The organism is Pseudoalteromonas sp. Of7M-16 (genome assembly GCF_022347805.1).
Lineage (GTDB): Bacteria > Pseudomonadota > Gammaproteobacteria > Enterobacterales > Alteromonadaceae > Pseudoalteromonas > Pseudoalteromonas luteoviolacea_F.
Genome location: NZ_JAKRFY010000032.1, coordinates 36,415 through 61,947, shown reverse-complemented (window position 1 = coordinate 61,947; position 25,533 = coordinate 36,415). Strand labels below are relative to the sequence as shown.

15 protein-coding genes are annotated in these 25,533 nt (G+C 40.1%); 9 read left to right on the top strand and 6 right to left on the bottom strand.

Annotated elements, in window-relative coordinates:
- Window positions 1-506 precede the first annotated feature (506 nt).
- The 5 genes from MHN81_RS24220 (at window position 507) to MHN81_RS24200 (ending at window position 7,468) form a co-directional block, all read left to right on the top strand.
- The gene (locus MHN81_RS24220; RefSeq protein WP_023399083.1) at window positions 507-1,514 is read left to right on the top strand and encodes a ferritin-like domain-containing protein; all 1,008 of its coding nucleotides are present in this window, start codon (window positions 507-509) and stop codon (window positions 1,512-1,514) included.
- Between the two features lie 11 nt (window positions 1,515-1,525).
- Window positions 1,526-3,682, top strand: coding sequence for a LodA/GoxA family CTQ-dependent oxidase (locus MHN81_RS24215; RefSeq protein WP_239426983.1), 2,157 nt, complete (start codon window positions 1,526-1,528; stop codon window positions 3,680-3,682).
- A gap of 9 nt (window positions 3,683-3,691) precedes the next feature.
- The gene (locus MHN81_RS24210; RefSeq protein ID WP_239426982.1) at window positions 3,692-4,813 is read left to right on the top strand and encodes a tryptophan 7-halogenase; all 1,122 of its coding nucleotides are present in this window, start codon (window positions 3,692-3,694) and stop codon (window positions 4,811-4,813) included.
- A 164-nt stretch (window positions 4,814-4,977) separates the two neighbouring features.
- Window positions 4,978-6,885: an ammonium transporter gene (amt, locus tag MHN81_RS24205; protein WP_196764416.1), complete on the top strand. Its 1,908-nt coding sequence runs from the start codon at window positions 4,978-4,980 to the stop codon at window positions 6,883-6,885.
- 349 nt (window positions 6,886-7,234) lie between these two features.
- Window positions 7,235-7,468 (top strand): hypothetical protein, encoded by a 234-nt coding sequence (locus MHN81_RS24200; RefSeq protein WP_239426980.1) that lies wholly within the window; start codon window positions 7,235-7,237, stop codon window positions 7,466-7,468.
- A gap of 283 nt (window positions 7,469-7,751) precedes the next feature.
- Here the strand turns inward: MHN81_RS24200 and MHN81_RS24195 are convergent, their stop codons facing one another.
- The 5 genes from MHN81_RS24195 to MHN81_RS24175 form a co-directional block, all read right to left on the bottom strand.
- Window positions 7,752-8,648, bottom strand: coding sequence for a heparin lyase I family protein (locus tag MHN81_RS24195; protein WP_023399088.1), 897 nt, complete (start codon window positions 8,646-8,648; stop codon window positions 7,752-7,754).
- A gap of 468 nt (window positions 8,649-9,116) precedes the next feature.
- Window positions 9,117-10,451, bottom strand: a complete 1,335-nt coding sequence (locus MHN81_RS24190) for a glycoside hydrolase family 55 protein (RefSeq protein WP_239426978.1) — start codon at window positions 10,449-10,451, stop codon at window positions 9,117-9,119.
- Window positions 10,452-10,871: 420 nt separating this feature from the next.
- Window positions 10,872-14,162 carry a TonB-dependent receptor gene (locus tag MHN81_RS24185; RefSeq protein ID WP_239426977.1) on the bottom strand — a complete coding sequence of 1,097 codons (3,291 nt, stop codon included), beginning with the start codon at window positions 14,160-14,162 and terminating at the stop codon, window positions 10,872-10,874.
- A gap of 1,012 nt (window positions 14,163-15,174) precedes the next feature.
- Window positions 15,175-16,767: a S8 family serine peptidase gene (locus tag MHN81_RS24180; protein WP_023399091.1), complete on the bottom strand. Its 1,593-nt coding sequence runs from the start codon at window positions 16,765-16,767 to the stop codon at window positions 15,175-15,177.
- A 665-nt stretch (window positions 16,768-17,432) separates the two neighbouring features.
- Window positions 17,433-17,810, bottom strand: coding sequence for a hypothetical protein (locus tag MHN81_RS24175; RefSeq protein WP_239426975.1), 378 nt, complete (start codon window positions 17,808-17,810; stop codon window positions 17,433-17,435).
- 2,144 nt (window positions 17,811-19,954) lie between these two features.
- Here MHN81_RS24175 and MHN81_RS24170 point away from each other — a divergent pair.
- The 3 genes from MHN81_RS24170 to MHN81_RS24160 all read left to right on the top strand — a co-directional run bounded on the left by MHN81_RS24170 (window position 19,955) and on the right by MHN81_RS24160 (window position 23,030).
- Window positions 19,955-20,317 carry an adenosine deaminase gene (locus MHN81_RS24170; protein WP_239426974.1) on the top strand — a complete coding sequence of 121 codons (363 nt, stop codon included), beginning with the start codon at window positions 19,955-19,957 and terminating at the stop codon, window positions 20,315-20,317.
- A gap of 41 nt (window positions 20,318-20,358) precedes the next feature.
- The gene (locus tag MHN81_RS24165) at window positions 20,359-22,071 is read left to right on the top strand and encodes a DUF4105 domain-containing protein (protein WP_239426973.1); all 1,713 of its coding nucleotides are present in this window, start codon (window positions 20,359-20,361) and stop codon (window positions 22,069-22,071) included.
- A 110-nt stretch (window positions 22,072-22,181) separates the two neighbouring features.
- Complete coding sequence (locus MHN81_RS24160; RefSeq protein ID WP_239426972.1) at window positions 22,182-23,030, top strand: alpha/beta fold hydrolase; 849 nt, start codon at window positions 22,182-22,184, stop codon at window positions 23,028-23,030.
- Between the two features lie 146 nt (window positions 23,031-23,176).
- Here MHN81_RS24160 and MHN81_RS24155 read toward each other — a convergent pair whose 3' ends face one another.
- Entirely contained in the window at window positions 23,177-24,469 is a 1,293-nt protein-coding gene (locus MHN81_RS24155) for an alkaline phosphatase (protein WP_239426971.1), read from the bottom strand.
- A gap of 129 nt (window positions 24,470-24,598) precedes the next feature.
- On the opposite strand from MHN81_RS24155, the gene MHN81_RS24150 reads away from it, so the two are divergent.
- Window positions 24,599-25,471 carry an alpha/beta hydrolase gene (locus MHN81_RS24150; protein WP_023399096.1) on the top strand — a complete coding sequence of 291 codons (873 nt, stop codon included), beginning with the start codon at window positions 24,599-24,601 and terminating at the stop codon, window positions 25,469-25,471.
- The last annotated feature ends 62 nt before the right edge of the window (window positions 25,472-25,533 follow it).

Below are 25,533 nucleotides of genomic sequence, written 5' to 3'. Positions count from 1 at the left end.
CCTAGCTTTAGCGTGGCCCTTGATGTGTTCAGACGGTGTTTCATCATAGTCCCTTGCTCATTGTGTCTCAAATCAAACTATTCTTGCCAAGAACAGCCCCATTCAAGCGTATCGCACCGCCTGATTTAAGGTATTACATCTTGTTACATTAAGTCCGTCCGCTGGTGTAATAAAGTGTAAGGTTAATTGACTGGCATTTTGATATATCGAGTCTAAGGTTTCGATGAGGTAAGTAGCAATCGAGGGGCGCGCATCTACTTTACCCGATACATTTTTGACAAAATTGGTGTTACTCAACAAGTACGCTACGTGTTGGTTAGTGTTTTGTTTGAACAGTCATTTTTGATCGTGTCAACGTGGTTCGCTCCTCATTTACTCCTTATGTACCGTCAAAGTTTGTTCGTAAAGTTACGCTCGATGTCTTTAGAGTTTGCATTGATCCATAGATGCGACTGGGGATGGCATTAAGTGGGTTTGCGACAAGCTAAACCCATAAAGGAATTATCATGATAAAACTTGTCAATGCTTCGCCCTTGCTAAAGGCAAAAAAGCTCATTAAACCCAAAAAAGTGGCTAGAGATGATCTCTGGACATTGGATGCTCTGCACGAGCATCTTAAATGGGCGGTTGATGTTGAACTGTATACAATCCCGTTTTATATGGCGGCAATGTATTCGATAAAGGATCAATCAACCGAAGCTGGGCGACTTATAAAGTCTATCGTTAACCAAGAAATGCTGCATATGCAAAGTGCTGCCAACATCGCCAATGCCTATGGGACAGAACTTCAAATATGTGCCCCAATGTACGGAGGAGAGATCCCACATCTAGACTTTGACTTAGATACACCCAACCCCAAAGATATTTACTACCCTTATTCAACCGCCATTGGTGCTTTTGATATTCAAAGATTAAATACCATGTGCATCATTGAGTATCCGGATTGGTCAGCGCCGGATAGCACACAGGTATCCGATGAGTATGGTTCAATTGGTGAGCTGTATAGTGCAATAGCAAACGGTTGCTATCATTTAAGAGAATGTATTCAAGGTAACCATAAACAAATTAATCATTTTGAACGCTTCTATCCGGATACGCAGTTGACCATTACAGAGTCTCGTGAACAGGGACTTCCTCAAGTGAATAACCTAATCAATCTGATCGTCGATCAAGGGGAGGGCGTTGCCAAGGATGCACAATATGTCCCTCCTGAATATCAGAATCGTGTTGATGACGTTCAACCAACGTGGGATCACTACGAGAAGTTTACTTATATGCTCAAGCAGCCACTGCCCGAAACATTTGCAATAGAACCCTATGGCGAGCGGCAGAAAAAATTACAGGAAATTCAACTTTCTCACTTCAATGAGTTTCTGTTGATTATGAATGAAACATTCACCACAGGTAACACGCCCAAAGACTTTGCCACTGTGATGTACAAAAATGGCGCGGCGATATCCGCGTGTTGGCAAAACGGTGTACTACCTGTTTTTTCGATGTCCAATGAATCATAAGGAACATGAGTATGCCTAAAACAATATTTAGAGTTCATCCAGCCATTGGCATTGCACGTGTTGGAAACAGTGAAGAATATTACCTTGCGCCAGAGTCTATCGCGGCGTTACCTCAACCAGGAAAGCCTGAAGATAAAACAAAGGGCGGATTGCCGCTCGACCCAGATACTGGAGAGGTCATCAAAAGTAGCCAGCTGAGAGATCAACAAGGAGCATTTAAGCGACAAGCCGCACGTTTTAGAGTCTTTGCATATAGCGACCTTGATAAGCCAAGCTACCCCGAACAGGCTTCTGAACAAGAAGTGACAATAGGGTCTCAGATCCAAGGGAAGACAGTTAAAAATATTAAATGGTGTGTGCACTTAGCCAATAAAAAATCGGCATGGTTTGTCAACGACGATGATCATGGTGTTGTTGCTTATGAAAACGGAAACTTTCCAGTATTAAGAAATTTACCTGAAGGCTTAGACCCCTACAATGAGAGCCGTTTGCGCCGTTTGGTAATTGATGCTGGACCAAGAGTGGTCGATCAAAACAATGATCTTGCACAGTTCGACAGTGAAAGCCACACACAGGCAGCATATTTAAAAGGTGCCGAAACAGTCAGTGTTGCAGATTACCCATTTTCCTTTCCTTTTATGCACTTTGACCATTTAGATATTCCAAAAAAGGGTGAAGACACCAAGCTCTGTACAGGAAAGCCGCTTCAAAAAAGTAGAGAAGCAAGGGGGATAACCAGCTTAGGAAACATGGTAACAGACAGTTGCGGTAGGCTAATCGTGGCGGGTGGCTATGGTAAAGCAGTTGGTTGGCGGCTTGATAGCAAAGATAATCCCGTTCCCATTGATGGGCCGGTTAATAATGACCAATGGTTTGACGACACATCGGATGGTCCTGTAACAGCAGTGATTGAGTTTGAAGATGGCTCTTGCGAAGAAGTTTTTGGCGGCTGGGTTGTTGTAACAGATCCGAGTTACGCACCTCAAACCTTAAACGTAGTATCACTTTTTGATGAGGCGTATGACACGTTTGTGAGAAAGTTAAACTTGCAACCTGATGTGTTTTGCAATGGTCGCTTTAACCCTGAGTACAAACCTGCATTTGATGATCACATCAAACCTATTTTTAAAGCGACAGGGCAGCAACTTTGGAATGCCTATCTTCCGGAAATTGCGATACAAGCACATAAGTCTGTAGATGAGATCACCGCAAACGATGATCCCGACACGACAATTCTTGCTGGTTTAGCCTATATCCGTCAACCTAACCCCGGTACTGAGGCGACGTGGCGATCACAGTCAATTGACGAAGGTGCGCCACTTATGCCGTTATCGCTCGGGGATTCGAGCGAAGCGGGAGGAAAGCCATTTTTGACACCAACGGTTACGCAATATCAGTTCTTACATAGTTGGTCAAATCACAATTATGTAGAGAGCTACACGCAAAAGTTAGGTGAAGGCGAATATCTCGACCGAGCTACATTGCAAAATTGTCTGGGAGGTCGGTTTAGCCCTGGAATTGATATGACATGGATCATTAGAGAAACAGCCATGTATCAGGATTGGCAGACTGGCGCCGGTCCATTTCGGATAAAACACAAACCACTTAACTATGCTGCGATAAATAATGCCAATACAGCGTTTTTAGGGTTAGGTTGGATACCAAGGCATGAAGGTGTTGAGCATTTAGGTTTGGAACCAGGAGACGCGACTAAGTTTATGGCGTTGCCATGGCATGCCGATTACAACTCTTGTGCAATTCACCAAACGTCTCCCAACGACTTGAATTCAGAAACCCTTTATTGGTCTTGGCCGGCTCAGCGCCCTGTAACCGTATATGTTGCGCATGACTATGATATTAATGCCAAAGATCTACCTGCACAGCGATACTCCGTTAGAGGAAAAGGAACTTACCCACTGGAGAATACGCCAACTGATAAACATGATTTAGCCAATGCCGGTCGCTTTTGGGAATACCGAGAAATGTTGACTAAATGGGATGATATTGGCGTTGTTGTTCAAGGTACTGTCATTGATGACGGCAGGGAGTATTCAGAGCATGTTTATCTCGAAGTCGAAAGTATGCTGCATGGGGATGAGCCTGAGTTAGCTGCGCCTAAACCATGGCCTTTGATAGGTGGCAGCGGTACTGCGACTCGCAAGAAGTAAGGAGAGATTATGCGCGATTTTTGTTTCGAAGTTGCCATTATTGGAGGCGGTCCTGCTGGTACTGCAACGGGGATCGCGCTTAAGAACATGGGCATTGATAGTGTTTTTATTGTTGAAGCGGGCTCATATTCAAAGCCGAAAATAGGAGAGAGTATTCCGCCAAATACTCAAACCCTGTTACAGCGTTTGAAGATATTTGATGCGTTCTCTTTGCAACATTATGAACCGTGTTTAGGTAGTTATTCGTGCTGGGGAAGCACGCAACTGGGGTTTAACGACAACCTATTTAATCCCTATGGAGCTGGCTGGCATTTAGATCGGAGCCAATTTGATTTGTTTATGGCTCGACAATTTAAAGCCTTATCTGGTGTTCTAGTTGATAACACACGGTTTGACAATTTATCGGTGATGAAAAATGACTTATACCCAATCAAGTTGTCATTTGAGAACCACCCTGATGTTTGTTGCCGTTTTGTCGTCGATGCAACGGGGCAGTCTGCAAAAGTTGCGCGAAAGTTTGGTGCTACGGTGAATATGCAAGATTTGATGGTGAGCTTTGCAGCGTATTTTGACTGTCAAGACACTCGCTTGAATGAGAATAAGTTGACCCTGTTAGAAGCGGTCGAGCATGGTTGGTGGTATTGTGCTTCACTACCTAACAATTTACAGGTTGTTAGCTTGACCACGGATATTGCGCTGGCAAAAAAGCTTAGGTTAAAACAGCCTGAAAACTGGTATTCCTTACTCAAAAATAGCATACATATCAATAGTCGAATTGAGGGCACAGTGTTCCCTAATCGACTAAATAATTGGAAAACACCCTCTAGTTTATTGAGCCCTCCTGCAGGAAACGGCTGGCTTGCAGTGGGTGATGCTGCTGCTTGCTATGATCCAATTAGCTCTCAAGGTATATACAAAGCTCTTGCAAATGGCTTACAGGCAGCTAAGGCAATTGTTCAATGGTTAGATGGAGACCCCGAGGGACTGACGGAGTATCGCAATAAAGTCGTCAAAGACTTTGTTAATTACCTTGAGCAAAGGGACTATTTTTATGGGCAGGAACAACGTTGGCAGGAAGCCGAATTTTGGGCTAAACGGCGCGCTTATCTAGCTGGGTTAAAATATGGATAGGTAATACATGCGTAAACGCGATGCTTTGAACACTCGCTCATACATAAAATGCACAAAAGCAGGGCTAGCTAGACTGTTTAATAACAGAATCGTTAGCTTATGTGGAGAAATATAAGGAGCTTGTCTAAGCTCGTTATACGAGTCACTAAACGTTTGGGGCATCTTTGCTAAATATCGAGATCGACCCACATACGATATCTATCACGTGGACGTTGCTTTGCACCGCGCTTGTGCTTTTAATGCAACCTGGGTTTACTTGCTTAGAAAGTGGATTGGTTCGAAGTAAAAACAACATTAATGTTGCTTTGAAAAACGTTGCAGATTTTTGCATCAGCGGTGTTTGCTTTTGGTTAGTCGGATATGGATTGATGTACGGAGCCAGTGCTGGTGGATTCTTCGGTACCAATCAATTTGCATTGGATAGCTATGACAACCCTTCAATCTTAGCGTACTTCTTATTCCAGATGATGTTTTGTGGCACTGCGGCGACTATTTTATCCGGCGCGGTGGCTGAGAGGATGCGATTTTCCGGTTACATTATCTGCTCTTTTCTCACCGCGACGGCATTATTTCCAATCGTTGGCCATTGGATTTGGCATGGTAAACACTTTGAACAGGCTCCCATGGGCTGGCTTATTGAGCTTGGCTTTATCGATTTCGCGGGCGCAACCGTTGTTCATTCCGTAGGAGGGTGGATAGCTTTAATTGCACTTGTTGTCGTGGGGCCTAGGTTAGGGCGGTTTACCCGAGAGGGTGAACCAAAAGAAATGTATTGCCAAAACTTACCCCTGTCGGCACTGGGGACCTTTTTACTTTTTATCGGGTGGTTTGGATTTAATGGCGGCAGCATACATACACCCAGCACAGAATTGGCTCGGGTGTTTTCAAATACAGCTCTATCCGCATGTGCAGGTGGCGTGAGTGCACTGCTATTGTCTTGGAATTTACATTCTATGCAAGGAATACGTTATGTATTGAACGGGCTTCTTGCTGGACTGGTCGCAATTTCTGCCAGTGCAGATCTAGTAAACTTACCTTCGGCGATTGTAATAGGTGCAATTTCTGGCTGTATTAGTGTGCTGCTTGGCGATCTCTTGGAAAAGTTCAAAATTGACGATGTTGTGAGTGCGGTTCCCGTTCATTTAGGAGGAGGGATTTGGGGGACTGTAGCCGTAGCGCTGTTTGTGCCATTGGAAAAGCTAAAACTTGAAACGCACTCAGAGCAGCTTATTGTACAGTTGGTGGGAGTGGCTGCATGTGCAATTTGGGTATGTTCCATAGGCGCAATTTTTTTATGGCTGGTAAATAAAGTGCACCCTCTGCGAGTTTCCGCTCAAACAGAAACGATAGGCTTGAACTTTGGTGAACACGGCATGAAAGATGAACTGATTGACTTAATGGAGCAGTTCGACAATATCGCCAAAAATGAGAGTACGCCCCAACACCTTAACGTTGAACATGGGTCAAACAACGCGTCATTGTGCATGACTTACAATTATCTCTTAGATCATACTAGCAGGCACTTTAAGGCTCGTGAGGAGGAGTTGTTGCGCCTTGCGAGTTTGGATCCCTTAACTGGGATTGCCAATCGACGTGTTTATGAAAATGTGCTTGCGGAGACTTTGGAAAAAAGTAAAAAGTCCAATTTAGATTTTTGTCTTTTGGTGATTGATGTCGATAATTTTAAACAATATAACGATCACTATGGTCATCAACTAGGGGATTATTGTTTACAAAATGTTTGCCAAGCGCTATCTAGCAAATTAACGGTAAAAAATGGCTTGCTGGCGCGAATAGGCGGAGAGGAGTTTGCCATTATTCTTCCAAACACAAGTCAAAAAACGGCACAGAGTTTAGCTGAAAAAATACGTAAAGAAGTCAGTGCGCTTAAAATACCGCACTGTGCTGGGCAAGGTGAATTTGTCACCGTCAGTATTGGAGGTGCCCGTTGGAGTCATACAAATGAAGTAAATCTTCAGACTTTATTCGATGATGCAGACATGGCTTTATTTCAAGCCAAAAGTAATGGTCGAAACCAAGTGCGATTTAGTGATCAAGCAGCAACAAATTGAACTTGGAATTGGGTGACATTGCGCCATGAGTAAAGTCGTATCTGAAACCTGTTGCGGAAAATGGAGTGCCAATATAAACAGAGTTTTAGTGTTCTCCCTTTAGGTTAGCAACTCGGTATATGGCCAACTTACGTTAAATACACAGGTTAAACGGTACGTAAGGCGCAATAAATAGAGTCAATAAAGGCTGTTTGAGTGATGTGTTTAACACTGAGCTTAGCTCACAATTAATCCGCTTTTTAGGATGTTAAGCACACTGTTTAAAGGAATATAATTGTGACAAGTTTCTTTACATTTTGTAAATTTAGGTATAAAAAATACATGCTAATCAATAAAAGGAGAATAATTAATGAAATTAGCATCTGTATTCTTAAGTGCTGCAATAGCACTTGGTGCTGCAATGCCAGCGTCTGCCAAGTCAGTTACCGATTTCGCGTATTATCATGTTGGCTGCTATGCGACAAGCACTGGTGATATGATGTGGTACGAAATTGCGGATACCAGCTCTCAGATAAGAAGCATTATCCAAAGGTGTACCGCCGATGGAGGCCAATTTAGAATTCAAAAAATATACTACAGATAGTTTTGCGACTGTAGATATAATGAATGAGTACAACTTAATAAGCTCCACTCGGGGCTTATTATTTTTCTTTGAGTTGAAACTTAAGAGCATAGTGAGAAAATAAACGCTTTCTATACCATCAATCGCGTTGACTTTAGTTTCTGTGAAACTCTGACTCCGACGAGCCCAGACATTGGTAATGTAACTTTTTCCGCTATTGGTTTTGCAAAACACTGATAGATAATCAGTGGGCTGTGAATAAGTATTAATATGGGCATAGCCCACATTAATACTAAGTATGTTCTTAATTTCTATACTGACTAGGTAGACCACCAAAATAGCTATTGGAGTAAACTTCATCGAAGTAGATCACACCAGAAGAATTAGGCCTTGCCGGACCATACCAACCAAATTTGAAACTGTTCGGTTGCACTGAGCGTCCATTGGCTGTTAGCTCATGGGTGAATGTTTTGAAGTAGTTCGTTCTGCCATTGGGGCCATAATAAGAAAATGCTTGCCAGCTACCACCTTGCTGTTTCACTGCGGCTCTGATGTCTCCATTTGCTACGGTTTTACCATTAAGGGGCGCATCAGCACTAATACCCATACGAACGTAATACCATTTGCCCTTTTCCACAGGGATTGATTTGAAATAGATTTTTCTATTATTGCGTTCATTACCACATAATGACTCGCCTTCTGAATTTACAAACTGACTGGCGTTGCTGTATGAGCACTTAATTGAGTGCTTAAAATTGAGTGTGAGCTTTCCGGTTAGTTTAGATAGGTAAAACTCCATTTTTGGTCCTGTAGCCGCTGTAGGGCTCCAAAATTGCTGAATGATCGCATACCTGTCGCCCAAAACCGGTCCATCTAATGCCGAGTCGTCTGCGACTTTAAAGCTAAACCCGTACCAACGATATTCATTGAGAGGCACATCTTGCAGTTTATTGGCATAGAGCTCTGTTCGACCTTTCCACTGACATGTGGGCGTTGTTACATTACCATTACGGTGAAACTTGACCCCTTTGCCATAATACCCATAGCCGTAGCCCTGAGATATAGAACCATTGCAGTCCTGTATATGATAATTATATTGTATTGGGTCGTTAAAACTGCCATAGCTCATATACTCAATGGCATTTGCATTTGTTGAAAAGTAACAGGCTGCAATAGTCAGGGATAAATTTATCAATTTCATAATCATTCCTTGTTAATAGTTATCAATATATTTACCTAAAAAGTATTAGGTGAATAAATTGTATAGCAAAAACCTAAAACAACGAACTAGATAATAAATATCGCCTTCTCAATAATTGCAAACATTGGTCAGCGTTACGGTATATTGAAGTCTAAGTCTAACTTGCAATTATTTTAAATTTTCAAGATATTAATCCGCCTGATGGATAAGAGTACATGGGCACGTTTAAGCTGAGGAGCTTAGTTAAATAAGAAATGCGTTACTCAACAGAGCCTATTTTGTTGGCTTTATTGAATGTTTGAAGCATGCGGGGGTGTTGGCATGAACTCGTTTATGAGGCTTGTATCACTGTAACTTATTCGATAAACAAAAATAGTCGGAGTTCCATAAGATATAAACAGGTTAATTGCAGTAGATATTTTTAACGTAGGGTGCGCTGAACTGCACACCCAAGATTCACACAAAAACTTAGTGAAGTCTTTCGATAGTCACTTTACCACCACTTAGACCGTTACCACCGTTATATGCTAACTGTGCGTATAGTCGACCACCTTCAACTTTAATTTTCACACGGCCCACCCCTGAATTGTGGGTGATCTTGCCGTAACGGCTCACACCATTCCAATTGAATATCGTGTATTCCTCCAAAACAGGCTCGTAACCATCACGGATCCCGGTAACGGTTACTCTGTAAGTGCTATTAAGAGAGATCGCCACACTGCTTGGTAGTGCAACCCAGCTGCTGTTGGCAGGTAGACTAATACCAGCGGTTTGTTTACTTGAGTAAACTGATTGAGCATCGATACTTGGAGTGCCACCAACTGCTGCAACGTGTCCTGTTAAGTTTGTATTTTTTAATACTACGCTGTGAGTCCACCAGTCTTGACCCGTCATACCTTTGATATTAATCACACCACCATTTTCGGCGTCTATAACAGCATACGCGCGATCACTGCTTTTACCACCTTGGGCAAACACGCCATTAATATCCAATGTTCTGGAGTTTTTTACTTTAAATACTGTCTTTACACCTTCGGCATAAAAGTTACTTATTTGATTATTCCATGTCCTATGATCTGCGGGTCCATAGATCTCGATACCTACTCGTGAGTTTTGTACCGTAGAGTTTGCAATGTCGCTGCCCATCGCAGCTAACTTTATGCCAGTATCTGACTTTTCTACATACACGTTGTCAAAGACGTTAACGTTATTAAACCAGCCATTTGGTTCTGTATTCCAATAAGCTGGTGCTTCACCATTACCATGTAAATGAATTCCAAGGTTTACATTGGCGATAAATAAATCTTCAAAGCGACTCCATATTACCCACTTGCCATTAATACCTGTATTGAACCCGGATATATCTAACTTCGAGAAGTTTGATCTATAACTTGCAAACGGAATGTCGATTGCAGTGCCTTTTTTATAACCAGCAGTTTGAGACAGAGATAAATTATGTAATTCCACACCGTGTGCTACTTTAAACAAAGCTATGTCGGCGGAAGTTTCTAATTTTGATAAGTTACGTTTCTCACCATATATTTTAATTCTAGAGTTGTGATTTCCTTTGCGTTGGGTTACATCAAGTGTATTTGAAACTTTAAAAGTACCTGCAGGGATGTATACGCTTTTGTTATTTTCTACAGCATAATTTATAGCAGCTTGAATTTGAACTGTGTCGTCAATATTATCATTTGCAATTGCACCAAAACGGCTGTCTGTAATTGATATTACACTTGCGTCAAAAGCAATTGCGGAAGAAGATAACAAGCTTAGCAAGAATATTGAGTTGCGGTAATTCATTGTAGTCCTTTTTTAAGTTTTAAGTTTCTCTTAAATAGTACACTATTTTTACAATTAATATAGTGTTTGGGTGAATATAATGTAATTATTAATATATTAATTTTTTGGGTCTGCATTTTGATTTTTGATTGTCATCTTATAATTTATTTTGATGCTTTTTATTAATCTTTAGGGGTTTTGTTTTTTTAAAGGTGGAATTGATAGAGGTGTGGAGTAATCAATGAGTGAGAAAATATTGTGAATTTTAGTTCTGTATGGGTGAAGTTTATTTCTAACTTATAAATAAGTAAACGCATTCTCACTGATGGATTTTAAAGATAATGTTTATAGATTGAAATATAAAAGTATTTGATATACCTTATAAATAAAAATGACCAACAATTGTTGGCCATTATAAAGTTATTTAGTTAATTTCAGCTATTAAAATGTATAGCGGATACCAACTTTAGCTTGCCATGCTGACGAGCCTTTATCAATTTGAGAGTAGTTACGAACATCAGAGCCTTTGTAACGCTCATCGATCACTAGCTGACCATTTTCTAAACCACCAAAGTCATAAAGTTTTTGGTCACTGTGACTAAGCTTCTTCTCAATACCCCAGTCGCTATTAAGTAAGTTTGCAAAGTTTTCGATCATGAAATAGATCTCGCCTTTGTGCTCTTTATAGAAACCTGGAATTTCTTGTTTAAAGCTGACATCCATAGTTGTAACCCAAGGTTGAGTGCCCGTATTTCTGTCAAGGATCTGACCGCGCTCAGAAATGCCTGCACGGTTAAGAAGTGCCTCTAGCTGCTCCCAGCTGAGGCCAGATTCGTCCCAATTTACTTTTGGATCGTTGGCACCAGTTGGAATGTAAGCTAGGTATGCTGACGTGCGGTTAAAGTCGCGTGTATCACCAAAGTCGCTGTCATTGTATGAACCCATTGTGTAGCTGAATGGGCGGCCTGAACGACGTTCGAAGAAAACATTGAACTTAGATGCATAGCCATCAATAAACTCTGTTTGGTAGCGTAGGTTCAATTTGAAGCTATGCTCAACCTCGTAGTGACCACGACCAACTAGGTCAACATTACGACTGTGTGTAGTTGTATGCTTGTAGTTACCATCTGCTTGCGATGCACCGCCAGGTACGATGTCTTCAACGTCTTGGTTTGTGTAGCTTGCAGAGACATATAGGCCGTTTTCAAACTCTTTCGCAATTGCTGTTGAGATGATGATAGATTTGGCTTCAAGATCAGAATTGGTCATCATGATGTCGTAGTTATCACGTAGATCACCTGAGTAAATGCTATCGTAGATTATACGACCTGTCGCAGAGCGAACAATGTTTCCACTCTCATCTAACTGTGGCTTGATAGATGTGTTGCGCCATACCGCTTCGTCTTGTTTGTTTTGGTATGCAATTTCCGCAGACCATTTGAAGCCATCACCTAGTAGTTCTGAATCGAACTCATATTCAAAGCCTAATTGTGCACGAATACTTGAAGGCAGTTCAAAGTTTGGATCAGTGTATGCAGTGCTGCCAGTACCTGGTTTTAGAGAATCTTGGATCCCTTGAGGTACTTTTGTAATGTCTACTTGTTCAACGTCAGCAAAGTGTGCATTGATTGCAGCTTGCGTCGCGGCTACTTGTGTGTAACCGTCTTTTTGGAAAGGGTTGTTAAACCAAACATTTGGAATACCACCTTGGAAGCGGCCAATACCACCGTTGATAGTTAATGCGTCAGTCGCATAATACTTAAAGCCGATACGTGGCAGGATGATATCCGCGCCATCAAGATTTTCTTGGTTTGTGTAACCATAAGTATTCTGGAACGCTGCGTTAAGCCTTGGCTCATCGCTTGAAGCCAAACGTTCATAACGAACACCCGCTGTGATCTCTAGGTCATCAGTTAAATAAAACTTGTCTTCAATATATAATGCGATCTGTTCACGCGTTGCATCATAAGCAAGGTCGTTTACGTTATTAGTGTACGCATTAGTATATGAGAACTGATAATCTTCAATTTCAGTTCTTCTGTCTTTAATAACGTGCAGCTTTTTATTTGCAAAGTCTTCCAGGCTACCAAATGTCCAAGTACCCATTGAACCTTCACCGAATACGTTATATAGACGTTTACTTTCTAGCTGCGCACCAAAGTTGATTTCATGATCGCCCATGAAGTACGTAGCATCGAACGTCAGCGCGAAAGTCTCTGTTTCACTTTTGTTTGCATGGCGGTATCTGTCACGACCAAACTCAAAAGATTCACCTCTACCACCGTCAATAAATACTTCAATCGAGCCTAAATCAGAATTTGTGATACTGTCGTTGGTAACATTTTTGTACGCTAAGCCAATTTCTGTTGAGAACTCATCAGACCAATCAGAGTATAGCTTGGTTGCGAAGTTATCGAACTTAGTTGTGTACTCATATCGGCTAGATGCCAAGCTTAGTGAGTTACCGCCAGTTGCAAAGCCTCTGTCGTCTTTTTCATCTTGCCATTGGTAAGTGAAATCGGCACGGTGTAAGTCGTTAATATTCCAGCTCAGTTTTACTAGTAAGCTTTCACTTGTATCTTCTGGGTTGCCACCTAGTTCATCTTGAATACCGTAGGTGTTGTTTAGTGTGTTAACAAACGTGTTGTAATCTGATTCTGTGATATCGAACTCATGTGCAGTACCTGAACCATCAAAGCCGTAATCCATGTCCATCTCTTGCTTCCAAGAGTTGTAGTTCACAAAATAGAACAGCTCGTCTTTGACAATTGCGCCACCAGTACTGAAGCCCATGCGAGACTCTGTTTCGATAGGATCTGTACTAGAGATCTCAAACGTTTTATGGCCATTCTCATCAAGAATGCTAGAGCCTGCGCGGTGAATTGTGTCACCATTCGCATCTTTTACATCTTCTTTGTATTTAGCTTCAGAGATATTGTCTAGCTTACCTGTCAGGCTAGGCGTACTGGTTTCATAAAAACCAGTAAACGTGTATTCATTTGAACCAGACTTAGTTACAGCGTTAATAGTACCGCCACCAAAGTTACCTTTTTTCGCTGAAAAAGGAGATGTATCTACAGAGATTTGCTCAACAGCATCTAGAGCAACAGGTGGTTGTGAAGTAGGGTAGCCACCAAAGTTCAAGCCAAAATCATCATTTTGACCAATGCCGTCTACAGTTAAACTGTTTGTTCTAGGGTTGTTACCTGCAATGGTAAGTTCGCCGTTACCGTTAATGCTTGCCATTGGATTTAGGCGTGCAACATCTTTAATGTCGTTGTTGAAGCTAGGAACGTTATTGATTGCATCTTCACCAAATACGCTGCTTGAACCGCCAGCTTGTTGCACCAATTTATAACCACTTACTTCAATTTTTTCAATTGTTTGTAGCGGTTTTAGTTGATTGCTGATTCTATGCGTGTCGCCTAATTGAAGGAAAATATTGTCTAGCTCTGCGTCTAGGTATTTGTCCGAGTCCAGCACTACGCGGTAAGGTCCGCCTACGCGTAGGCCTTTAGCAATAAAAGCACCTGCTTCATTGGTAGTAAATGTGCTGACAGTGCCAGTTGGTTCGTGAATAACTGTAACTTTAACATTAGCTGCCGCATCTCCGTTAGGCGTGGTGATTTTACCACGCATAGCAGATGATGTATCAGAAGCGAATGCGCTTGCTGATACGCCAATAGCTAATGCTAAGGCGCCGGCCACTTTAGTTAAGCGAACGTTTTTCATTGTGTTGTTTCCCGTGTGTTTTGTATTTAAAAATTAATAAGGTCAAATATTTGAATCTCAGCTCAATACATATTTGACTTAAACAAACTTCTCCTGCGAACGACTTTATTTCTCACACCAAAACATGGTTAGACTCTAAGCTAGGACTAACCTTGAGAGTTGATGCTGTAAAGTTCAATCGATAGGAATTACTAATTAGAAGTTGAATCTATTGCCAAAGGGTATTTTGATTACGATGGTTTAATATCGGAGTGTTTACCAAGCGGATTGTTGAGTCACTCAAAAGTTTATCGACCAAGGTCGTTTCTTGAGTCTGTAACAGCATTGTGTGTTGAAGTACCACGTTTTAGTCTATCCAAATCATCGTTAAAAAGGTTTTTGACGTTGTTAAGCACAAAATAGAGTATCCATAGGACATTCATCCTGTGTACTTAAAGCAATGTGTTTTATTCTTCTCGTTTGCTTAAGCCACAGCTCCTAGAGCTAGCCATGTAACTAAGAAGAACCCTTTTGATTTTTGCAATTGTTGCAATTGTTGCGGCCATTATAGCGCAATGTTTATTAACTTATCAAAGATCTTGCTATCTAATGGAATAGAAAATATACAAAATAGAGGTGGTTTTAACTCAAAGAATAAAGTGACTGTATAGGTATTCAGTAGTTGGTTCGAAATATGCGCACATATAGCATGTATTATCAATTGTTATATCTAAGTTTATATTAATAAAGATTTTAATTATTTCGAAGAATTTACTGTCTTTATCAGTAGGGTTGAATTGTGTGTGGTGAATTCGTGGGTTCTGAACGCCTTAGCCAGGTAATATTTAAATATTTTATTATTATGAATAGTTTGTAATAGTCTTTTTAAATACTGATTCTGTTAGTTGTTTTATTGTTGCTATATTTTATCTAATCTTCACAATTTTATTTCACCTGGGTGGAAGAGAGTCGGCGTATTCAATTCCGACTCTATTACAGCATTAAAGTGAGGTTAGCCTCACTTTAGGTGTGTTTATTTATATGAGTAGTTCAAAGTTACACCGTTGAAATTATTGTAACCATATAGGCTGATGTGCCATGTACCCGCATTTGGATTGGTAAATGAGCACTGTTCTTCATTGCCATTTTTCCATGGGCGGCAAGTATAGTTGTTGGCGTCTGGTTGAGCGTTGTATCTCACGTAAAGGTCTGCATCACCTGTGCCCCCAGTGATCGCCAAATTCATTTCTTTAACTCCCTGTGGAATATTCCATGTGTAGTGGGTCCAACCATTTTGATTACCTTGCAAGTTTGGCAAAGAACCATTTACTGGTTTAACACCGCCAGGATTGCCTGGATCTCCGCCACCTTGACAGCCATTTGCAGAAAGGTAGTCTGATGCACTTTTCGCTTGGGCGATGCCGTGTCCATAGTAATTGTCACGGCCAGCGGCACCTTTGTCTTTTGCTGTCGCATTAATTGCTGCGCGGATCTCTTGGTTTGTACATTGAGTATGATGGCTCCAAACGAGTGCAGCTACGCCTGCAACATGAGGCGATGCCATCGATGTACCACTTAGGCTTCTATAAGTGTTAGTTGGATAAGTTGAGTTTACATTCGATCCAGGCCCCGCAACCTCGACTTGATCATTATATTGAGAGAAAGATGAGCGAGATTCGCTTGAAGTTACAGACGCTACCGAAATCACCGAATTGTAAGATGCTGGGTATGACTTAGAGCTATTTCCGTCGTTGCCTGCTGCTGCCACAAGCATCATGCCGCCATTAACGAAGTTTTGCATCGCAGTGTTTTCACTGCTCGAATAGTTACCTCCGCCTAAGCTCATATTAACAACATGAGATCCTGCGTCTTTACATTGTTGGATAGCGTTAATGAGGTTCGACGCATGTGTCCACTGGCCATTATCGTTAAAAATTTTGACGATATGAAGGTCTACACCAGGATAAACACCAACCACACCTTGGCTGTTGTTTTCGGCTGCAATGGTACCTGCAACGTGTGTTCCGTGACCATTTCCATCATTATTCCACCTACCAACGGCGTTATTGTTCGCGATACCTGTGACGTTACCATAAGGTAAATCTGGGTGTCCTAGATTGTAGCCTGTGTCAATAACACAAACTTTTCTTGCTGAGGTATTATTTTGAGACAGCAAGTGTCCTTGCACCATATTGATACCGTATGGCGTACTTTGTGCGTAAGGGCTAATTACGCCATCAGATTTAGTGGCATCGAACAAAAAACGTTTCGGGTCAATCTCTATCGACTCGATAGAAGACAAGCCTCGTAATGTTTCTAGGCTATACTCATCTAACTCGGCAACCATAGCTTGTTGACCATTGAGCGAGAATAGTGGCTCAGCACCTGCTGTAAACAGGAAGTTCATGGCAATAAAGTCGTTGAAAACTCTTTTTTCGGCTGTTTTTTCGCTTTTAAATTTAATAATGTAGCGATTGTTGGTTGGTGATTTTTCCTCTAATTTAAGAGCGCTTAGCTGCTTTAGTTGTTGCTCTTGAAGTACTGGGGCGTCCGCCAGAGTTGGAAAACTCATTGCCGATACCATGATGGTTGCTACTGTAGAAAGTTTAAATCGCTTGATACTCATGTTTGTTCCTTGTTGTCTTTAGTTACGGTTGTTTTGAACTGATAACTCACTTAAACATCAGCACTAAAAAACAGAGCATAAAAGTGGTTTAACTACTCTTTCAATTTCATAAAATTGACGTCAGTTAAACATATCAGTTACATATTGTGTGTTTTTTAAACAACCTTACACTTGGAACGGTCTAACCGCAACTATGAAACATATTAAACTTCGACTAGACGCACCTTGAATGGCCAAAATTCAACCTAAAAGCCGTTGTTAAATATGCACTTTTTATTAACATGAAAAATTTTAATAATGAGCTAAAATTACAATTTCGGTTGTTAAAACTGGGTTAATGGCTTGGTTGGGGTGATTTTTCCGTGAAGAATTCGGCGTAGTAGTTTGCACATATGCTCAATAGTGGATGTGTTAGAACAAACACAATGGAATAGAGGTCACCTAGAGGGGCAAAATATCTATAGCAATAGCGGGAGTATTTGTCTATTTGGTGCACTGAGGGGCACGCGGAAACTGTGATCCAGATTAGCGCTATATTTTAAACTTGCGTTGTATTTTTCAAAATATCAAAAAAATCGGTAGCTTCGGTGTTTTTTATGAGTAACGAGTAGGCAGCGTCCGTTAAATCTAGGTTGGACGCTGCTGTCACTCAATAGGCCTAAATTTTAGTGACCTGTTTCGTAAGATGCTCTGGCTGTATTCGTTCTTTCCCATGTACCATCTTTATAAAGGATAAGTGCAGATGCTGTATTGCTGCTTGAATAAGCTCTTACTGTGACACTACAGCTAGTACCACCATTACATCTTGCAATACCTTCCCAACGAACCTCTGAAATTTCCTTTGACACATCCTTTAGGTAAAAACGGCCTGAAGTTGAACTGCCGAAAGAGTAGTCAAAGGCCGTACAGTTTTGAGTTCCATTACCCCATGAATGACTGTTACCACCTTTAGGGTATACATCACATACAACTTGTGCAGAGAAAGCTGAACCCGCAAATAAAGTACCTGTAATTAGCGTAAGAGCTTTTAATGTAGTTTTCATTTTAGTTTCCTGTTTATTGATATTTTTAATGTGGCGCATCAGCGCAATAACAAGGTAGTAAATAATTCTAGTTTGAGTCAATAGAGGGTAATTTTCTTGAATTTTCCTTTTGTTAATTATTAAGCATCCGTATTTTTCTTATTAAGTAGATAAATTATCCATTTTTATTAAAAGTGGTTTATTCTTATTTTTTCGATATTGATGATTTGTCTTCTTATTTTTTAATGTTTGTAGTGCTTTGGTAAAGGCGGGCAGGGCAGAAACGGGATAAAATCAATTTATTTTATTCCTGATCGCGGGTGTTGATTGGAATTTAATATCTTTTCATTTTAACTGTCTGATTTTATGAGCTATAAATTTCATATTTTTTGCGTTTAGCTTTATCAACCGAAAGTAATTTAGAAATTTCAAACGCCGAGAAAAACCATCGTTGTTTTTTTGTTGCTTATTTGTTGCTTGGTGTTTCGGTGTTTCATGTTAGCGTGTTCGCCAATTTTTTGTCGATGTATCTGTAAGTCAGTAGTGCGCATCAAGTAGGAAAACAATTTACATTAAAGACTCTGAGTTAATGAAACATGAACGGAGTGATAGAAGGGGGCACAACTTTGGGCATGAATAATACCCGTTCAAAATATTTCGAATTGGAGGTTGAGCATATGACTTACCTTTGAATATTCTCATTAGGCTAAAACCGGGTGAGCCGCATTTTCGCTTTCGAACACTGGCCTAGGTAATTTAAGTCGCATAGCGAGGTTTAAAATTCTAACAAGTTGAAAAACCTAGTATTATGTAGATATTTCATAAGCCAAAATATGGTAGATAAATCGTTTAAGTCTTAAACTAAGTTGATGCCATTAATATTGTTGCGCAGTTTTTCGGGTGGCCTCTTTCCTAATATTGGACGTCTACCAATAGGGCGAGCCGTGCTTATCTGTAATTGCAGAATAAGCCCCGTCATTTACTATTTGTGCAATATTAGGTTACCTAGTAATTTGCCACCATAAACCTTAACCGTTGATAGTTAATATCCTGCTAGTTGCTTATCAGGTCGAATGTAGCTAACGCCGAGTCAGGCGCTCATTGGTTTTATGTTTTTGCGTATGTCACTCACCATTGCCATAAACTTTGAGACTGGCAATACCGACAATGATATTAACAAATTCATGAATTTTCACTTGGTCCAATATTGGATACCAAGCTCCATTTTTTTGCTTACATAAGCAGCAATATTCGAACTAGTATATAGGAGTATTCATTAAATTGAGGACAGAACCAACGAAACCTTCAAGTGCTCGAAGTGGCAGAATAGAAACAGAGCGAAGTGTTTCGGAAGTTTCAATTGCTAAGTCAGAATATTGAATTGAACTACCACGCCTGCCGCGCTTTCTGTGACTTAACATTGCTCTATGGTTTGATGCTGAGCCAAATAGAGATATTACCACTTTGTGTCAATAATCGAGTGAAGTTAATAAGTTCTTAATTTCCTTTGTAACAGGAGCTTGGCTTGCGTAGCTTTTTTGTTCTTAACACTCAAAAGGCCAGTATTTCAACTATTTATTAAACAAGTTCTTGATAGGCTACAAACACAAGAACGATTAAAGGCTTATCTTAAGATGAAGTCGAGAGGTAGGCTATTTAATTCAGAAAGTATCTGTAGGGCTGGTCCATGAAAAATGTTTACGGGATTGAATATGCAGTCCGATAGAGGGGTAATTGATTTAATGGCTCATGCTCTCTCACATAAGTTAAGTGTCTCCAACTTAACATACAATTAAGAAGCCGTCGTTAACTCTCGATATTAATTAGTTTCAATTTTTTCGAACTAATGCATTAAAATGAATGTTATATAATCTGAAATGTAATTAATAAATTTAAAGGTATCTGATTGGTTTTCTAAAGCATTAATAAGTTAAATTTAAAAAAATGCTAATAGATAAGTTTACATTATCAAATTACATGGCTAGATAAGCTACTTTATGCTCAATACGTCTTACGAGGTAGAGCGTAAAATAAACAGATGGGGATGTTTTTGTGATGGATTAATATTAAAATGTTAATATAGTGAAGATTTTTGTTGAACAGTTGATGTTTTTAGTTAGAATAGCCAGCGATTTAAAGCATTAACGATTTGGACTTAAATTTTTATGAAAAAAGTAACTCTAACCTTAGCAGCATTGTCTATTGCTACACTTTCTGGTTGTGCAAGCATTATGACTCATGAAGAGCAAACAATTGACATCACAACGTCTAACCACAAAGCTGTTGAAGTAACGGTTGAGGGAAATAAGGTTACGACTCCAGGAACAGTTGTTGTACTAAGAGATGGTAAATCTAAGGTAATTAACACGACAGATAGTTCATGCGAGCAGCAAACAGAAGTTAAAAAGTCTGTGACGCCTGTATTCTTCGGAAATATCATAATTGGTGGTTTGTTGGGTTCAACAACTGATAGTGTCACAGGTAAAATGTGGGATTATGACGATTCAGTTGAAATCAAGTGTAACTAACCTGCAAGCATATGATTTTAAAATTATTGAGCCACCTGATAGTGGCTCTTATTTTTTTATGTAGTCACATCGTTCTGGCTACACCTCTCCACGATAGAGTCTCTTCACTACCTGTTTGGCAAAGTTTAATTCACAGTTCATCTGGCGAACCTCAGCTTGGAGACCCTACTTTTTTACTTTCTGTCAGCAACTTTTCTGCATCACATGAGCTTAAAATGACATTGAAGCTTATTGAGTCAGATGTCGATAGCGCTTATTGCAGATTCCCTGCAAGAACGGTTTTTTTAAAGCATGTTTTGCAGCTAGATATTCCGAAACTAGATGCATCACTACCAGCATGCCCTGAACTAGAGAAATATATTCAACATGTCCCTTTTGAACAGTTAGAGTTAGTATTTGCATCAGAGATCTTCTCTTCTGCGACTAGCATGATGGGGCACATCTTTCTAAAAGCAGATGGGAAGAACTTTCGCAATACAAAAGTTAGCCACTCATTAGCTTATTTCACCGAAATTACGACGCTAAATCCAGCTAAGTTAATATCAGAAAGTTTAATCACCGGAATGTCGGGCTTTTTTACTGTTAGGCCGTTTTCAAAAGATATAGAGCAATATTTAGAGAAAGAAAAGCGCAACTTGTGGCAATTCCGTTTAAGAGGCTCCGACTTTCATAAACGTTTGCTGCAACTGCATTTATGGGAGCTTAAGGGCGCCAAATTAACTTACTATTTCCAGTCATATAATTGTGCAACTTTAACACTCGAACTGATTTCTATACTTGAGCCTAAGGTGATGGAAGAACAAAAGTTGTTTGTTAGCCCTGTAGATGTGGTCAAGGCCGTTATAAAACATGACTTAGTGGAACAGACAGAAGTCATGGCGTCACCAAAATGGCTTCTTAATTCCATTGAAGGTGCGCTTAGTAAAGATGAACTTGATTCAATAAAACCATGGTTAAATGATCAAGAAACAAGTGACTTAAATAGTTTGACGTCACTGTCTCAACAATATTTGTCTTTAGCTATTCCTGACAGCTATACAGAAAATGGTGGTATGCGAAATTTTAATATCGACCTATCGGATTATAAACATCCAGCAAATACGCCTCAAGATTCTGCAATTGGATTTAGCGTTTTTAAAAGTAAATCTGACCGCGTTTTAGGTTTCAACTTCTTGTCTTCTGGACACTATTTGTACGGGGATAATAGGCAGTACCTGTACGAATCAGAATTAGTATTGGGTAAGGTATCAGGCAGTTTATCTATAGACTCCAATGATATAGATATTCAAGAAGCCACAATATACAGTGTTAAGAATTTGACACCAACTTCTCAATTCAACCCTAGTTGGTCTAGTGAATTTTATTTTGGATTACGACCATCTTATACTGACGAATTGAAATTTAAGTCGCTCGCTGAGTTGTCGTTCGGGCTAGGAAAAAGCAAAAAGCTTCACCGTGATATACTTGGCTACTTACACGTTGTCGGTGGATTAACTTCTAATATAAAAAATCAAGAGTGGTTTACTCAGATAAAATCAGGTGTAGTTTTGAATTTAATAAATGATTCAAAACTTACTAGTGAATTAAGGTGGGGAACAGGGAAATGGTCTAAATCTCGATCTATGTTTGAAATAGAAACGATATTAAGTTGGTTTCCAAGCACCGATAAAAGTGTATCTGCTATCTCGAGGTTTTCGAAAAACTCTGAAAAGAGGTATCACTCATTAGGCATTGAGTATAACCACTACTTCTAGTTCAGGAATTTGTATGAGTCAGTTATTTTTAGTTACAAGTTGGGGCTGACAACAGCTTACTTATTTCTGCTAAATTATTCGCTCCATCGCCAAAGAATAATAAGGACAGGATGATGAAAAAAACGATGTTAGCCTTGGGGCTTGTAACGGCGCTTACGGGGTGCTCGGTGTCTATTAAGGAATCAAACTTTATTAGCCAAGATGAGTCAGTGACTGTTTATACTAATGACTTTGTTGAAAATCTGAATGCTAGGACGCCCCACCATGAAATAAAACCCATTTCAATTCAAGTTAATGGAGAGGCTGTCGTATTGCACGGTCTGCACTTTGACCACGCAAATACGAAAGACACCATTTTATATATTCCCGGCAATGGCATGAGCGTCGAAAAATCAGTGAGTTCTGAACTTATCGATATTGTTAAGTACGATTATGATATTGTCGTATTTGACCGCAGGGGCCTAGGCGCTAGCAATGGAACTGCCACGATTTCAACCTTGATCAGTGATGCGCAATTAAGTTATGAGTTTAGTAAAAGTGAACTGGGTGCTGAAAAGTTAATTGTTCACGGTTTTTCTCTTGGTAGTTTTGTTGCGGCACAGGTTGCCAAGAGCAAACCAATTGATGGCCTAGTGATGCAAGGATCGGCGACAAACGTTGCCGATTGGATAGACGAAGCCATTCCTTGGTACAAAAAAATGTTAGTTGATGTGCAGGTCGATGACGTGTTTTTTTCAGTCAATAATGCGCAAGTTCTCAGCGATTATTATCAGGGTCCACTTCTGGTGATAGGTGGAGGAAAAGACAAGCAAACACCAGTATCTTTGTCACACAGATTATACGACGCAAGCCAAAGTATAGATAAACAGATAGTGATATCTGAAGAGGCTGGTCACTACAAAATGTTCGACAATAAGCAGGTACGTGCTGCATACGACGAGTTTCTCAACAAGATCTAGCGGTCACTGGAAGGGCATGAAAAATATCAGTTTAATAGCTCTGTTGGTTATGTACTTTATCTTTTGAATAAAAAGCAGCTAAAAATCGCGTTTATGATCAAGTTTGGCGGCCTTCATACCGCCAAACTTTCATACTAAAAAACTAATTACTCGATAAAAGAAATTAGTTTTTTAGCAATTTGGGTATTATTTTGTGAGCCAATAAAGTGTTCACGACCTTTACCGTGGGCAAATACTTGTACATCAATTGCTGTGTGGCCACCGGTAGTCCACCCTGTATAGCTTGCTTTATTGATGAATCCATTGATGACGTCAAAAATCGCTCTGTCGCCGCTAGATTTTGCCTCATTGAGCTTTTTCGCTATTTCTTCAGAGTATTCTAGTCCAGTCAGTGCCACCCAATCACGTTCAATATTTTTGCTATCTTTTAGCTTTTTGGTAATTGTTTTTACTGAATTTTTCACATTCGCTACGACATCTCTTTCCCATTTATAATCGCCGTCAGCTCCAAGAGTTAAACCTCCTGTTGAGTGGTCAGCTGTTATTACGAGTAGCGTGTCCGGGTTATTGTCAACATACGCTTTGGCCAACTCAATCGATTGTGCGAAGTCTTCCATTTCTTTCATGGCACACGCAATGTCATTAGCATGACCACACCAGTCGATTTGACTTCCTTCGATCATGACAAAAAAGCCCTTATCATTTTTATCTTTGTTCAACAAAGAAAGTGCTTTTTTTGTCATATCCGTTAGGCGCAATGGGCTTTCATCGATTGCGTAAGGCATGCCTTTTTCAGCAAAAAGTCCAATAGCAGGAATTGATTCAATAGTATTTAACTGATTTAAATCATCAATATACTGATAGCCAGCCTGTTTAAATTCAGAAACAATATTACGGTCTTCGCGAATAAAATACTTGGTACCCCCCCCGAGCATAAGGTCAACAGGCAGCTTACCTGCAACCTTTACATCAATATAGTCGTCTGCAATCTCATCATAATTACGACGAGACTCATTGTGTGCTGCAAAGCTAGCTGGGGTTGCGTGGTTTATCTGTGAGGTAGCGACTAGCGCTGTGGTTTTTCCGTTTTCTTTTGCCATTTGTAACATGGTCTTTAACGGCTTCTTTTTTGTGTCGACCGCGATTGCACCATTATAGCTTTTAATAGCTGTACTTAGCGCCGTTGCTCCTGCTGCACTATCCGTAACAACCGTGTTGTCGTCTGGATAAGTATGTGCCATGCCAACCAAAATCGAGTCAAACACAGTTGGTTCTACAGTTTTTGTTGTTTTATCGTCTTTGTAGTATCTATACGCAGTTGTGTATGCCGGACCCATACCGTCACCTATCATATATATGATATTTTTTGGTGCAGCGTAAATTTGACTACTAGCCAAGAGAGAGATAGCCGCTGCAACTGCCGAAATTTTGCGTGACATAGTTTTTCCTTTGATTTCCCGTGTTTGGTTTAAACGAGTTTTGTAATAATTGATATAATTATTACCTTAAACGCTTAAGTTTTATCGCGTATGATCTTAACTAAATGTGATTGTGAAGAATATCAATAAATGTCGATTAATAAAAAAAATGAGATGAAAGACTATTTTTGCGAAGGTTTTGCATGGCAGCAAGTTGGCCATGGTCCCAATAAGGTGGTGTGTTTGCATGGTTGGCTGGACAACAGTAATAGTTTTAAGCCTATGGCAGAGCTCTTAACGGAACAACACTTAGCAACGCATACTTGGTATCTGGTCGACTTGCCAGGCCATGGTCGTTCAAAGTGGAAGTCAGCGGATGCACAATACTATTTTATTGACTATATATACGATGTGATGCGATTTATGGACGCAATAAACTTGCCGCAGGCACACTTTGTCGGTCATTCAATGGGGGCGTTTATTTCAAATTTGCTGGCTAGCACTTTCCCAAATATGGTGCAGTCATTGAGCTTAATTGATGGCATAGGACTCGTATATCAAAGCCCTGAGCATGTGAAATCAAACTTGATTAAAGCTTTTGAAGAGAGAAAAAAACTTGCTGCGCAGCCAAAGCGTTGGTTTGATGATAGACAATCAATGGTTAGAACAAGGGCCACGGTCGGCAAGTTTAGTGATGACATCGCAGAAATATTAATGGCGCGTACAATCATCAGCGAGCAGGGCAGATACACGTTAAGCTCTGATCCTAAATTGAAATTGCCCTCTACGATTAGGTTAGGTCAAGAACAAGCGATGAGTTTATTAGATAAAATTACAGTAGACACTATGCTTATCTTACCAAATGAAGGATATGCTCAAATGCGTGATAACATGAAACAATTTCTTCCATGTTTTGATATGCTTAGTGTTTCTGAAGTTCAAGGAGGGCATCACTGTCATATGCAATACCCAAAAGAAATATTGAAAGAGATCGTCTCTCATATTGAAAAAGCAAGTGCCTAGTTGATTGTAAGTTTGCTTTAAATATGGGAATATCCCTTAGTTAGAGTAATTACTCAATTGTT